This is a genomic window from Streptomyces omiyaensis (assembly GCF_014650895.1).
Classification (GTDB): Bacteria; Actinomycetota; Actinomycetes; order Streptomycetales; family Streptomycetaceae; genus Streptomyces; species Streptomyces omiyaensis.
In genome coordinates, this window is record NZ_BMVV01000001.1 from 189,665 (window position 1) to 202,133 (window position 12,469).

At 75.1% G+C, this 12,469-nt stretch carries 9 protein-coding genes; 1 reads left to right on the forward strand and 8 read right to left on the reverse strand.

Annotated elements, in window-relative coordinates:
- Positions 1-49 precede the first annotated feature (49 nt).
- From IE287_RS00915 to IE287_RS00930, 4 genes are all read right to left on the reverse strand, one after another.
- Entirely contained in the window at positions 50-1,060 is a 1,011-nt protein-coding gene (locus IE287_RS00915) for a quinone oxidoreductase family protein (protein ID WP_189846923.1), read from the reverse strand.
- Between the two features lie 116 nt (positions 1,061-1,176).
- On the reverse strand, positions 1,177-3,225 hold the full coding sequence (locus IE287_RS00920) for a serine/threonine-protein kinase (RefSeq protein WP_189846924.1): 2,049 nt from the start codon (positions 3,223-3,225) through the stop codon (positions 1,177-1,179).
- 136 nt (positions 3,226-3,361) lie between these two features.
- Entirely contained in the window at positions 3,362-3,607 is a 246-nt protein-coding gene (locus tag IE287_RS00925) for a DUF397 domain-containing protein (RefSeq protein ID WP_189846925.1), read from the reverse strand.
- Positions 3,604-4,467: a helix-turn-helix domain-containing protein gene (locus IE287_RS00930; protein WP_189846926.1), complete on the reverse strand. Its 864-nt coding sequence runs from the start codon at positions 4,465-4,467 to the stop codon at positions 3,604-3,606. The genes IE287_RS00925 and IE287_RS00930 overlap by 4 nt, the downstream gene beginning before the upstream one ends.
- Positions 4,468-4,558: 91 nt before the next feature.
- Here IE287_RS00930 and IE287_RS00935 point away from each other — a divergent pair, with 91 nt between their 5' ends.
- Positions 4,559-4,975 carry an ATP-binding protein gene (locus IE287_RS00935; protein WP_189846927.1) on the forward strand — a complete coding sequence of 139 codons (417 nt, stop codon included), beginning with the start codon at positions 4,559-4,561 and terminating at the stop codon, positions 4,973-4,975.
- Positions 4,976-4,978: 3 nt separating this feature from the next.
- Here the strand turns inward: IE287_RS00935 and IE287_RS39030 are convergent, their stop codons facing one another.
- The 4 genes from IE287_RS39030 to IE287_RS38185 all read right to left on the reverse strand — a co-directional run.
- Positions 4,979-7,219: an FG-GAP repeat domain-containing protein gene (locus tag IE287_RS39030; protein ID WP_189846928.1), complete on the reverse strand. Its 2,241-nt coding sequence runs from the start codon at positions 7,217-7,219 to the stop codon at positions 4,979-4,981.
- Between the two features lie 46 nt (positions 7,220-7,265).
- The gene (locus IE287_RS00945) at positions 7,266-9,524 is read right to left on the reverse strand and encodes an FG-GAP-like repeat-containing protein (protein WP_229883214.1); all 2,259 of its coding nucleotides are present in this window, start codon (positions 9,522-9,524) and stop codon (positions 7,266-7,268) included.
- Between the two features lie 71 nt (positions 9,525-9,595).
- Entirely contained in the window at positions 9,596-11,773 is a 2,178-nt protein-coding gene (locus IE287_RS00950) for an FG-GAP repeat domain-containing protein (RefSeq protein ID WP_189846929.1), read from the reverse strand.
- Positions 11,774-11,927: 154 nt separating this feature from the next.
- The coding region (locus IE287_RS38185) for an FG-GAP repeat domain-containing protein (protein ID WP_194690228.1) at positions 11,928-12,469 on the reverse strand (542 nt) is incomplete at its 5' end.

Sequence of the window (12,469 nt, forward strand, 5' to 3'; positions counted from 1 at the left end):
GGGCGCGTCCCGGGCCGCACCCCGACACGGCCACCCGCCCCACCCGCGATCAGCCCCGCGTCTCCCCGCGGCGTCCGCCGGCGGCCGCACCGGGGACGACGAGCAGCTTGCCGGTGGTGCGCCGGTCCTCCAGGTCGCTGTGGGCCAAGGACGCCTCGGACAGCGCGTAGCGTCCCGTCACGGTGACCTCGAGCGCCCCGGAGCGCACCCACGCGAACACGTCGGCGGCCCGCCGGAGCAGTTCGGACCGGTCGGCGATGTAGTCCCCGAGGCTGGGCCGGATCAGGGTCAGCGAGCCGCCGCGGGCGAGCCGCATCGGATCGAACGGCGGCACGGCGCCGCTCGCCGCGCCGAAGAGCACGAGGTGGCCGCGGGGCCGCAGGCTGGCGAGGCTCGCGTCGAAGGTGTGCGCGCCGACGCCGTCGAAGACGACCGGCAGTCCCCGGCCGCCGTTGAGCCGCCTCACCTCGGCGGCGAGGTCGTCGACCGCGGAGGGGAGGATCACCTCGGCGGCCCCGGCGCGCCGCGCCGACCCGGCCTTGGCCGTGGTCGACGCCGTGCCGATCACCCTGCCGCCGAGGTGGGTGACGAGCTGGGTCAGGAGCAGCCCCATGCCGCCGGCGGCCGCGTGCACGAGCACCGTGTCGCCCCGCCGCACCGGGTAGGCGTCGGTGACGAGGTAGTGCGCGGTCATGCCCTGGAGGAGCACGGCGGCGGCGGTCTCGAAGCCGATGTCGTCGGGCAGCGGCACCAGCCGGGAGGCGTCCACGACGGCCCGCTCGGCGTACGAGCCGGGGATCTCCACCCAGCCGACCCGGTCCCCGACGGCGACGCCGGCGACGCCGGGGCCGACCTCGACGACCGTGCCGGCGCCCTCGGTGCCCGGGGTGAAGGGCAGCGGGAGGCCGTAACGGCCCTCGCGGTGGTAGACGTCGAGGAAGTTGACCCCGGACGCGGCGACCTCCACGACCGCCTCGCCCGGGCCCGGCCGCGGCGGTTCCACCTCGGCCTCCCGCAGCACCTCGGGACCGCCCACTTCGTCCACCCGGATCGCCCGCATGACCCTCTTCCCCTCCGACGACGGCTCGTTCCCCCGCCAACCCCGTCGGCGGCGCTCCGATTCCCGGCGGGCGGACCACCCGCGGGCCGCGTCCCCGGCCCGACGGGGCGGTGTGCCTAGAGCGCGCCGATGTTGCGCCAGAACTGCGAGTCGTACGCGTCGTTGCAGACGTAGACCACGACGCCGCCCGGGTTGGCCGTCAGGCACTGCCCGTTGTTGGCGCTCTTGATCTGCCGGCCGGCCGACGTGGACGTGGCGAACTTCCAGGACTGGGCGCTCGACCCGTTGCAGGAGGCGGGCACCGGCGCGACGCCGGTCCCCAGCTGGACGCACTTGCCGGACCGCCGGTTGACCAGCCGGAAGCTGCCGTCCCCGTTGGACCGGTAGGTCCAGGAGTAACTGGCGGCGTCCGGGATGGAGCCGCACGGCAGCGACTGGATCAGCACGGCGTATCCGGCGTCCCGCTCCGCCAGGCAGTTGCCGTTGCTCGCGCTCTCCAGCGCGTACGTCCCCGAGGGGCCCGAACCGCCGGAGCTCGGTTTCGGCGTCGGTTTCGGCGTCGGCTTCGGCGTGGTCGCCGTCGGGCGCGGGGCGGACGTCGCCGGCGGCGGCGCGGCCGTGGCCCCGCCGGAGGAGCCGCCGGAGGAGCCGCCCGAGGAGCCGCCCGAGGAGCCGTCCGAGGACCCGCCGGACGAGCCCCCCGTGGACCCGCCCGAGGAGCTCCCGGACGAGCCGCCCGAGGAGCCCCCCGACGTGGTCGTGGAGCCGCCGGAGCCCGTACCGCCTCCGGAGGCGGCCCCGCCGCCCGCCCCGCCGTCCGCCGGCGGGGCGGCAGGCGGCTGCGCGCCGGGCGGCGGCGCGGAGGTCGCCGGCGCGGACGCGGAGCCGGACGCGGACCCCGACGGCCCGGCCGGGGACGACGGCTTCGCCCCCGGACCCGCCGAGGACGGCGGCGCGGCCGTCGCGGCCGTCGGCGACGCCGAGGGGGCGCCGGACGCGCCCGCGCGCCCCAGCTCGTACGGCCCCAGCGTCAGCGTCAGCGTCGTACCGGTCGTGATCACGACGGGGACGGCCATCAGGACCAGCCGGTTCCGCCGCCGGTGCTCCCGGCCGCCGGCCGGCTTCCCGGCGAGCAGGTACGCCGGGTCCGTCGCCGGTGCCTGCGGCGTCAGCGGCGCCGTGGCCACGTCCTCCGACGGGTCGGCCGCCTCCAGCTCGGCCAGCGCCTCGGCCGTCGGCGCCCCCGCCGCGAAGACGTCGCGCTCCGCGATCCGTACCGCCACCGCCTCCGGCCACTCCGCTCCGGCCGCCCGCGCGTCCGCGTGCCCGACGAGCTCGGTGGCGGTCGGCCGGTCCTCCGGGTCCTTCGCCAGGCACGTCCGGACGAGGCCGGCGAGGTCCGGGTCCGTCTGCGCCAGCCGCCCGAAGTCGGGCTCGCCGTGGACGACCCGGTAGAGCAGGTCGTGCCCGGACCCGTCGCCGAACGGCGGCCGTCCGTTGGCCGCGTACAGCACGAGGCTGCCCAGCGCGAAGACGTCCGCGGCGCCGGTCAGCGTCCTGTCCGCGACGGCCTGCTCCGGGGCCATGTACGCCGGCGTGCCGATGATCATGCCGGTCTTCGTCAGCCGGCTCTGGTCGGCCGCCCGCGCCACCCCGAAGTCGATGAGCGAGAGCCCGCTCGCGGTCAGCATCACGTTCGACGGCTTCAGGTCCCGGTGGACCATCTCCGCCGCGTGCACCGCCCGCAGCGCCGCCGCCGCCTCCCGCAGCAGCCGCCACAGCGCGTCGGCGGGCAGCGGCCCGCCGTTCAGCCGCAGCGCGTCGTTGAGCGTCACGCCCGGGATGAACTCCGTCGCGAACCACGGCGGCTTCGCCAGCCGGTCGCTCGCCAGCAGCTTCGTGCTGGCCCCGGCGGGCAGCCGCGCCAGATTGTCCAGCTCGTGCCCGAAGTGGCTCAGGAAGTCCCTGTCCTCGGCGAGCGACGGCAGCACCCGCTTGACCGCCGCGTACGTCCCCGGGACCGCCCCCAGGTAGACGCGCCCCATCCCGCCGGACCCGAGCACGCCGAGCAGGCGGAAGGCGCCGATCCGGCGCGGATCGTCCGCGTCGAGCGGCTGCGCGCCGCTCCCGGCCAAATTAGAGTCGTTTTCCAATTCCCCCTGCATGGGCCACAGGGTAGCCCAGCGCGATCGACATCTGAATCGCCGCCAAGTCCTTTTTACGGGGCTGTGGTTGAAGCTTCCGTGAACGCGAAGGGCCTCCCCGGCCGACCCGGGGAGGCCCTGTGTGCGTCCGGCCCCGTCAGACCCGCGAGGTGACCTCGACGAACACGGCCCAGGCCGCCGGCGCGACGGCGAGCTGCGGCCCGTGGGGGACCTTGGAGTCACGGACGTGGACGGCGGTGGGGTGAGCGGCGACCTCGACGCAGTTGCCGCCCTCGGGGCCGCTGTAGCCGGACTTGCGCCAGTCGTAGGCGACCTCGATGCACTCGCCGCCCTCGCCACCGCTGTAGCTGCTCTTGAACCAGACCAGTCCTGTGGTGCTCATAGCTCTCCCGGCATCTTCTCGATCGCGTCCAGGGACTCGTAGGGCGTGAGTGCCTGCGCCCGGATGACCCCATAGCGCTCGGTGTACATGCGCACCTCCTCCGGGTCGGTGATCAGCCGGGCGTGCCGGTAGCTCTCGATGTACGCCACCTCCCTTCGGCCCTTGGGCGTGAGCAGGGTGAACGCCCCTTCCAGGGCCGGGTGTTCCTCCCGGTCGGTGGGGATGATCTGGAAGTGCACCGTGCGCATTCGAGCCGCCTCGGCGATGTGGCACAGCTGCTCCCGGAAGGCCTCCCCGCCGCCCAGGGGGCGACGCAGCACCGACTCCTCCACGACGAAGCTCATCGTCGGCGCCGGCCACTTCTCGAAGATCACTCGGCGAGCCAGGCGGTCCGCGAGGCGCTTCTCGATCGTCACCTCGTCGTACAGCGGACGGCGGTGGCGGAAGACGGACTCGGCGTAGGCGGGCGTCTGGAGGATCCCCGGTACGGCCTGCACCGCGTAGTAGTGGAGGGCCACCGCCTCGCCCTCCGCCTTCGCGAAGCTGCGGAACCAGTCCGGATGCCGGGTCCGCGCCCGCGCCAACGCCTCCCGGACGTCGTCCACCGCTGCCGCCAGCACCCCGCCCGCCCGTACCGCCGGATCCGCGCGGATGAGGAAGTCCGGCTGCGGAGTCCGTACACCCCGCTCGATCGCGGAGATCAGGTCCTCGCTGCAGTGTGTGATCTCCGCCAGTTCCGTCTGGCTCAGGCCCGCATTGCGCCGCAGGACCTTCAGCATCTTGCCGAGCGCACTGAACGGGTGCGCCGTACCGTCCACTTCGGAGGGCTGCTCCGGCCTCTCCTCCTCGTTCCCCGACATCCGTACCGCCCTCTTGGCGTCTTCGTACAGTTACCCAGCGTCGTGGCGTCGCTGCTGGTCAGCGTAGGGCCGGGGCCCCACGCTCGGTGTCATGAAGCCGGAAATCACCCCTCCGAGAAGTGCATGCGCGCCGGAGTTCGCGCTCCGTCTGAGCCCCACGCCCCGGGGCGCGCGGCTGGCCCGGCTGCTCGCGGCGCACCAGCTGAAGGACTGGGGCCTGACCGGCGCGGCGGCGGAGGCGGCGGAGCTGGTGGTGGCCGAGCCGGCGAACAACGCGGCGCGGCACGGCCGGGTCCCCGGACGGGACTTCGAGCTGCGGATGGAGCGCCGCGCCGGCCACGTACGGGTCGAGCTCTCGGACGCGCGGGCCGAGCGCCGGCCGTCACCGGCCCGGGAGTCCGACGGGGGCGGCTACGGGCTTCTGCTCGTGGCCGCCCTCGCGACCGCCTGGGGCGTGCAGCACCGCACGGTCGGCAAGACGGTCCGGGCGACCGTCCCGTGTCGGTAGGGGTCAGGCGAAGAGGTCGAACGTCCGTCCGAACTGGACGGTGTTCAGCCCCTCCACGGGGCGGAACGGCCTCTGCCAGGCGCCCGTGCCCCGGTAGAAGCCCGGCGAGAGGTTGCCGTACGCGACATCCGCCACGTACAGGTCGGGCCGGCCGTCCCGGTCGATGTCGCCGGAGCCGATCAGGTCGTCGTAGCCCTGCCAGCCGCCGCCGATCCGGGTGCGGGCGGCGAAGGTGCCGTCGCCCTTGCCGAGGTACAGCCAGAGGACGCCGGCGCGGTCGCGGGCGACCAGGTCGCCCGCGGCGCCGCCGGCGAGGTTGCCGGTGGCGGCGAGGCGGTCGTAGCCCTCCCAGCCGCCCGCCCCGATCAGGCGGCGGGCGGCGAAGGGAGCGGACAGGGAGCCGGTGCTCCGGTAGAGCCAGAGGCGGCCGGAGCGGTCGGTGGCGACCAGGTCGGGGCGGCCGTCGCCGGTGAGGTCGCTGCCGCCGGTCAGGTGCGCGTACGCGTTCCAGCCGCCGCCGATCGCGCGGCGGGCGGTGAAGGTGCCGTCGCCCTTGCCGAGGTAGAGCCAGAGGACGCCGGCGCGGTCGCGGGCGACGAGGTCGGGTGCGGCGGCCCCGGCGATGGTGCCGGTGGCCTCGATCCGGTCGTACACCTGCCAGCCGCTGCCGACGGGCGACTCGGGGTTCTGGAAGGTCGCTCCCCAGGCGGGCCGGTCGTAGAGGTCCTGGATCCACAGGCGTCCCGCGGTGTCCCGGGCGAGGACGTCCGGCGAGCCGTCGCTGTCGTAGTCGTGCGCGCCGGTCCTGCGGGTGACGGTGAAGGAGCCGGACTTCTTCAGGGCGGGCCCGATGCCGTTGAGCGGCGTCGCGGTGATCTGCCAGGTGTACGGGCCGGCCGACGCGGCGGTGTGGAAGCCGGGATCTCCGTGCCAGTCGAGGGTTCCGTCCCAGTCGAACCGCATCGGCTGCGGGTCCTCGTCCCGTCCCGACTGGGTGACGGACTCCGTGAACGACTCGCCCGTGCGGGTGTTGCGGAGGGTGACCGTCATGGAGACGTTGTTCCGGCTGAGGTACCAGGCCATGGAGAGGCCCCCGCCGGTGCGGTCGAGGTCCACCGTCGCGGGGACGGTGTGCCGGACCAGCGCGACCTGCGTCGGCGCGCCCGTCGCGGCGACCCGGGTGGCGGCGGGGACGCCGTCCGCGCCGGGCGCGATCCGGTAGAGGCCCTCGCCGCCGGCCGTGGTGCCGCCGACGAAGCCGTGCGCGTCGCCGGGGGCGTCGATGCCGGACACGGTGTGGTCGAGCAGCGTGCGGGTGGCGGTGGAGGTGAGGCTGCGGGCGGTCAGGGCGTTGGCGGTCCCGGCGCTGTGCTCCTGGAGGCCGCCGGGGCGGGAGTAGGCGATCCACTTCCCGGCCAGGCCGATGACCAGCCGGGGTGCGGACGCCACCGTGAAGCGCTGGACCCGCCGGGTGGCACGGTCCAGGACGACGGCGGTGGTGGCCGTCCCCTCGGTCTCGGTCCAGGCGACGTACCCGGCGGAGAGGGCGTAGCCGGTGTACGCGTCGGAGGCGGCGACCCGGTGGGTGGAGGTGACGGCGGCGGTGGCGAGGTCCAGGACCGCCACGTGGTGGGCGAGCGCCGCCCCCGAGCCGGTCGTGTACCGCACCAGGGCCTCGCCGTCCGCCGCCGCCACGACGCGCAGCCCGGCCGTGCCCACGGGCAGCCCGGTCGCCTCCCGGCGCACCGGACCGGTCGCGCCGGGGGAGTGGAGCGCGAGGGGGCTCTCGCCCGCCTCGGTCGTGACGGAGAAGAGGGTGGAGCCGGCGGCCCCCGCGTACAGCTCCGCGCGCAGCGGCACGGAGAGGAGTTCCGTGCCCTTCTCCATGTCCCGCAGTCCGACGGAGTCGTGGCCCCGGACCACGACCGCGTCCGAGTCGAGGGAGCCGAAGGCGGAGGCGCCGTACGGGAAGGCCGTCACCGCCCCGTCGGACAGGCGGGTCCAGCGCTGGACGTTCGGGTCCTTGGCGTCCCAGCTCAGGAAGCCGGTCCGGCCCAGGCCCCGGACGCTGTCGCCGGGGTCGAGGAGGGGAGCGGTGACGTCGGCCGTCGCCGCGGGCGCGGCGGCCGGGGAGCCGGGCGCGGCGGCACCGGCCGGCAGCACGGCCGGGCCGGCGGTGGCCATCAGGACGACGGCGACGACCGCGCCGAGACGGCGCGGGGTGATGCGTCCGCGGTGGGGCATGGGGCCTCTCTGGGCGGGGGCGGGGCGGGGAGGGGAGGGGCCGGGGTCAGTGGAGCTCTTCGTCGAGCGGCACCTGGGCGAGGTACTCCTTGGCCGCGAACGGGGCCGTCCGGCTGCCGGTGCCCCGGTACAGGAACAGGCCGGAGTAGGACGTGGAATCCAGGGCGGGAGTCGCCGAGCCCGCGACGAGGTCGTTGCGGCCGTCGCCGTCCACGTCGCCGACGCCGAGGATCCGCCGGAACTGCTGCCAGCCGCCCCCGACGGGGGTGCGGGTGGTGAAGGTGCCGTCGCCCTTGCCGAGGTACAGCCAGAGGGCGCCGGAGGCGTCGCGGGCGACGAGGTCGCCGCCGGTGGCGCCCGCGAGGTCGCCGGTGGCGGTGATCTCGTTGTACTGCTGCCAGCCGCCGCCGACCTGCTTCCGGGCCGCGAAGGGGGACTGGGCGTCGCCGGTGGAGGCGTAGAGCCACAGCACGCCGGACCTGTCGGCGGCGAGGAGGTCGGCGCGGCCGTCGCCGGTCAGGTCGGAGCCGCCGATGAGCTTGTCGTAGATCTGCCAGCCGCCGCCGACCTGGGTGCGCGCGGCGAGGGGCGCCGTGTGGGTGCCCTTGCCCGCGTAGAACCAGAGCATGCCGGTGCCGTCGCGGGCGACGAGGTCGCCGTGGCCGCTGCCGGCGATGTCACCGGTGGCGGTGACGCGGTCGTACACCTGCCAGCCGCCGCCGATGGAGAGGTGGTACGGCTCGTACGGCGGGACCGGCTGTCCCTCGGAGGTCAGGCTCCGGAGCTGCCGCAGGTCGGACGAGGTGAGGTAGCCGTTCGCGCTGCGGGTGAGCAGGTCCGGCGAGCCGTTGCCGTCGACGTCGTGCGGGCGCGGCGCGCGGGTCAGGGTGAAGGTGCCCCGGCGCTCGATCGCGGGGCCGATGCCGTTGGCGGGCTCCGCGCGCATCGTCCACGTGTAGGCGCCGTTGTAGGCCGGCATGCCGTCCTCGTACAGGCCGTTCCAGGTGAGGTCGACGTCGGTCACGCCCGCGCGGGGCGCGGGGGCGGCGACCGTCGCCGTCCGGCCCGACGCGGTGTGCTCCAGCGTCAGCGAGGCGGTGGCGTTGAAGCGGCTGAGCTTCCAGCCGGCGGCGAGTTCGCCGCCCGCGGCGTCGAAGTCGAGGGTGCCGGCCGGCGGCAGGGTCTCCGTCACGGCGGTGAGGGCGGTCGGCAGGCCCGAGGTGCGGACGAGGGTCGCCGCGGGCCTGCCGGTGGCCGCGTCCGGGGCGATCCGGTAGAGGCCCTCGCCGTGGGCGAGGGTGCCGCCGAGGGCGAGGAGGCCGCCGTTGCCGTCGGGGACGACGGATCCGGCGTGCGCCAGGAGCGGGAACGTCTCGCCGGTCGTCGCCGAGCGGACGGCGAGCGGGTGGAGCGGGCTCGGGGAGAGCGCGGTGCCGCCGCCGGGGTTGGCGTACACGAGCCAGTCGCCGAGCGAGCGGAAGGAGGTGCCGGTCGTGTCGCCCGGCGAGGACAGGGGCACGGTCCGGCGCTCGTCCGTCGTCCGGTCCGCGACGACCAGCCTGCGGTTCACGGAGGAGTACGGGTCCTCCACCCAGGTCACGTGCTTCGGGGTCAGGGTGACGCCCCCGATCTGCACGTGGGGCTTCGTGACGTGCGACTCCGTGAGCGCGCCGGTGGCCGGGTCGACCACGGAGAGGGTCCACACGGTGTAGTCGGGCGAGACGTGGAGCAGGGCGAGGTCGCCGGGCCGGGGGGCGTAGTGGTAGCGGATCTGGTTGCCGTCCGGCACGGCGACCTTCCGGTCGACGACCTTGCCGTCCTCCAGGGAGACCAGGTGGACGGTGTCGGCGCGCCCCTCCACCGACTTCTTCATCAGGAGCGTCCGGCCGACGGCCCGCTGGAACTCGTACGGGGTGGCCGCGGTGTTGAACGCCGAGGTGTCGACGACGGTGGGCGGTGCCGCCGGGTCGCCCATGTCGGTGAGGGTGAACACGGCCCCGTCCCGGGAGACCACGACGTCCGTGCCCGGGCTGCCCCAGTGGGTGCCGCCGGGGAGGACGGTCGTCTGCCCGTCGGCGTGCCGGGTCCACCGGTACGCGGTGCCGGTGCCCGTCCCCGAGCGGGTGAGCATGCCGGTCGGTCCCGCGCTGACGATCTCGGAGTCGGCGGGCACGGTCAGCGGGGCGGCCGTCTCGGCCGCCGCGAAGGCGGCCGGCCGGCCGGCGGACGCGACCGCCGGAGCGGCCAGGCCGCCGGCGGTGACGGCGAGGACGAGGGCGGCGGTGGTGGCGAGGCGGTGCTTCAACGGGGCTTTCCTCACGAGGTGTCAGGGGGAGGACGGGGGAGGGGCGCGGTGGACCGCGCCCCGCGGGGCGGTCAGAACACCAGCGCGTTCTGGTCGTTGAAGGTGTCCGGGGTCCAGAGCTTCTTGCGGGAGGCGAAGGGGGCGCGGGCGTCGCCGGTGCCCTTGTAGAAGGAGAGGCTCTGGCCCCGGTAGAGGACGGGGGAGTCGACGAGCAGGTCGGGGCGGCCGTCCTTGTCGGCGTCGCCGATGCCGACGATCTCCTTGTACTGCTGCCAGCCGCCGCCGATCGGGGTGCGGCCGGCGAAGGTGCCGTCGCCCCTGCCCTGGTAGAGCCAGAGGACGCCGTCCTTGTCCCGGGCGACGAGGTCGCCGGCCCGGCCGCCGCCGATGTTCCCGGTGGCGGTGATCTTGTTGTAGATCTGCCAGCCGCCGCCGATCCTCTTGCGGGTGGCGAAGGGCCTGGCGGCGTCGCCGGTGGCCGGGTGGAGCCAGAGCACACCGGCCCTGTCGGCGGCGACGAGGTCGGCGCGGCCGTCGCCGGTGAGGTCGCTGCCGGCGGTGAGCTTGTCGTAGGTCTGCCAGCCGCCGCCGACCTGGGTCCGGCGGGCGAGGGACGTGCCCTTGCCCTGGTAGAACCAGAGGACGCCGGCGCGGTCGCGGCCGACGACGTCGGCGAAGGGCGTGCCGGCGACGTCGCCGGTGGCGACCAGGCGGTCGTAGGTCTGCCAGCCGCCGCCCAGGTCCGTCCGCTCCGAGCGGTCGGTGAGCTGGCCGAGGATCTGCGGGAAGTCGAAGGAGGACAGCCCGCCGGACGCGTTGCGGACCAGCAGGTCCGGGGCGCCGCTGTCCGAGTAGTCGTGCGGGCCGGTGCCGCTCGCGACGGTGAGGGTGCCGGTGCGCACCAGGTCCGGGCCGATGCCGTTGAGGGGCTCGGCGATCAGCTTCCAGGTGTAGGCGCCGTTCCGGGCGGCCGTGTGGTCGTCGAACCGCCCGTCCCAGGAGGTGGTGTAGCGCCGGGCGCCGTCCGGGTGGGTCCACGGAGCCGTCCACCGCTTGCCGGTCGCCTTGTGGGTGAGCTCGACGTGCACCCGGGCGTTGCCCCGGTCGAGGTACCAGATCATGGCCGGCTGGGGGCGGTCCGTGCGGAAGTCCAGGGTGGCGGGGACCTCCTGGCCGGTCAGGCCCAGGGCGGTGCCCTCGCCGCTGCTCGCGCGGAGCGTGGCGACCGGCCTGCCGTCGGCGCCGGGGGCGATGCGGTAGACGCCCTCGCCGTGGGCGAGGGTGCCGCCCTGGACGGTCTCGGAGCCGTAGATCGCCCTGGTGCTGTCCATGACCTTCACCGGCGTCCCGCCCGCGAGCGGGCGGGCCGTCATCGCGTACAGCGGGTTCGCCGTCCGGGCCTCGGCTCCGCCGGGGGCGGTGTAGGTGACCCAGTCGCCCATCACGTCGACCCGGACGACGGCGTCCGGGCCCGTGAGGGGGGTGCGCACCGTCGCGGTCTCGCCGCGGCGTGCGGTCACCACGGTCAGCCGGCCGGCGGCGTCCTTCTCGGACCAGGCCACGTGGGTGGCGGAGGCGCTGATGTCGGCGGTGGAGGCGGGCACGGTGCGGTCGTCCCCGACCGTGCCGGTGGCCAGGTCGACGGCGGCGAGGCGCTTCTGGACGGCGCCGCCGACGGTGGCGGTGTACGTGACGGCGAGGACGTCGGGCACGGACAGGTCGTAGGAGACGAGGCGGGCGTCCGCGGGCAGGCCCTCGACCGTCTTGGCGCCGCCCGCGGTGACCAGGTGCAGGCTGGTCCGGCCGGCCGCGTCGTCGGTGGCCATGACGAGCGTCCTCCCGGCCGCCCTGAGCAGTTCGGCGCCGGCGCCGAGGGACGGGGCGACGTCGATGACGACGGGCGCGGCGCCCGTGGCCATGTCGTACAGCGCGTAGGCGGTGGGGCCGTCGGTCTTCACGACGACGTCGCTGCCGACGGCGCCGCGGTAGGTGCCCCTGGGCAGCTGGACGGTGACGCCGTCGGCGTACCGGGTCCACGAGAAGCGGTCGGGCGCCTTCGGGTCGACGGTCAGGAAGCCGGACGGGCCGCTGCCGCGCAGGGTGTTCCCGGTGGGCAGGGAGACGGGCGCCTGGTCCGCCGTGCCGGCGGTCACGGCGCCGGTGAGGGCGGGGGCCGCGGTCGCGGCGACGGTTCCGGCGGTCAGGGCGAGGACGACGGCGGTGGCGGTGACGGCGAGTGCACGGGTCACGGAAGGCTTCTCCCCAGGAGTGCGGGCGTGGCGCGACACGCCACGCCCGCATGACTCACGGGAAGATCGGATGGTTGTACGACGATCCGAGGAAGTTCCGACTCTGTCAGGTCGGTTGGCCGGTTGGTCGATCGGCCGCCCGTATGGCCATGGATCAGCCGAAGAGGTTGTACGTCCCGCCCTTGAAGGCCGGGACGGCGGCGCGGGTCAGGTTGAGCGGGGTGTACCGCTGTCCGGTGCCCTTGAAGACGTAGGTGGTCCTGGTGGCGGGGTCGACGGCGAGGAGGTCGTTCTTCTTGTCGCCGTCGACGTCCCCGGCGCCGACGAGTTCGCCGTAGCGGCCGAAGCCGGCGCCGATGCGGGTGCGTCCGGTGAAGGTGCCGTCGCCCTTGCCGAGGTACATCCAGAGCACGCCGTCCTTGTCGCGCGCCAGGAGGTCCCCGGCGGCGGCACCCGCGATGTTGCCGGTGCCGACGAGCTGGTTGTAGACCTGCCAGCCGGAACCGATCTTCTTGCGGGTCTCGAAGGGCTTGGTGGCGCTGCCGGTGGACCTGTACATCCACAGGACGCCGGCCTTGTCGGAGGCGACCAGGTCGGGGCGGCCGTCGCCGGTGTAGTCGGAGCCGCCGGAGATCTGGTCGTAGGTCTGCCAGCCGCCGCCGACCTGGACGCGGCCGGTGAAGCCGCCGCGTCCGT

Bases quoted from the DNA above. Each gene is read 5' to 3' on its own strand.
- IE287_RS00925 (WP_189846925.1), bottom strand. From the start codon at position 3,607: ATGAGCACCACAGGACTGGTCTGGTTCAAGAGCAGCTACAGCGGTGGC.
- IE287_RS00915 (WP_189846923.1), bottom strand. From the start codon at position 1,060: ATGCGGGCGATCCGGGTGGACGAAGTGGGCGGTCCCGAGGTGCTGCGG.
- IE287_RS00920 (WP_189846924.1), bottom strand. From the start codon at position 3,225: ATGCAGGGGGAATTGGAAAACGACTCTAATTTGGCCGGGAGCGGCGCG.
- IE287_RS00935 (WP_189846927.1), top strand. From the start codon at position 4,559: ATGAAGCCGGAAATCACCCCTCCGAGAAGTGCATGCGCGCCGGAGTTC.
- IE287_RS39030 (WP_189846928.1), bottom strand. From the start codon at position 7,219: ATGCCCCACCGCGGACGCATCACCCCGCGCCGTCTCGGCGCGGTCGTC.
- IE287_RS00930 (WP_189846926.1), bottom strand. From the start codon at position 4,467: ATGTCGGGGAACGAGGAGGAGAGGCCGGAGCAGCCCTCCGAAGTGGAC.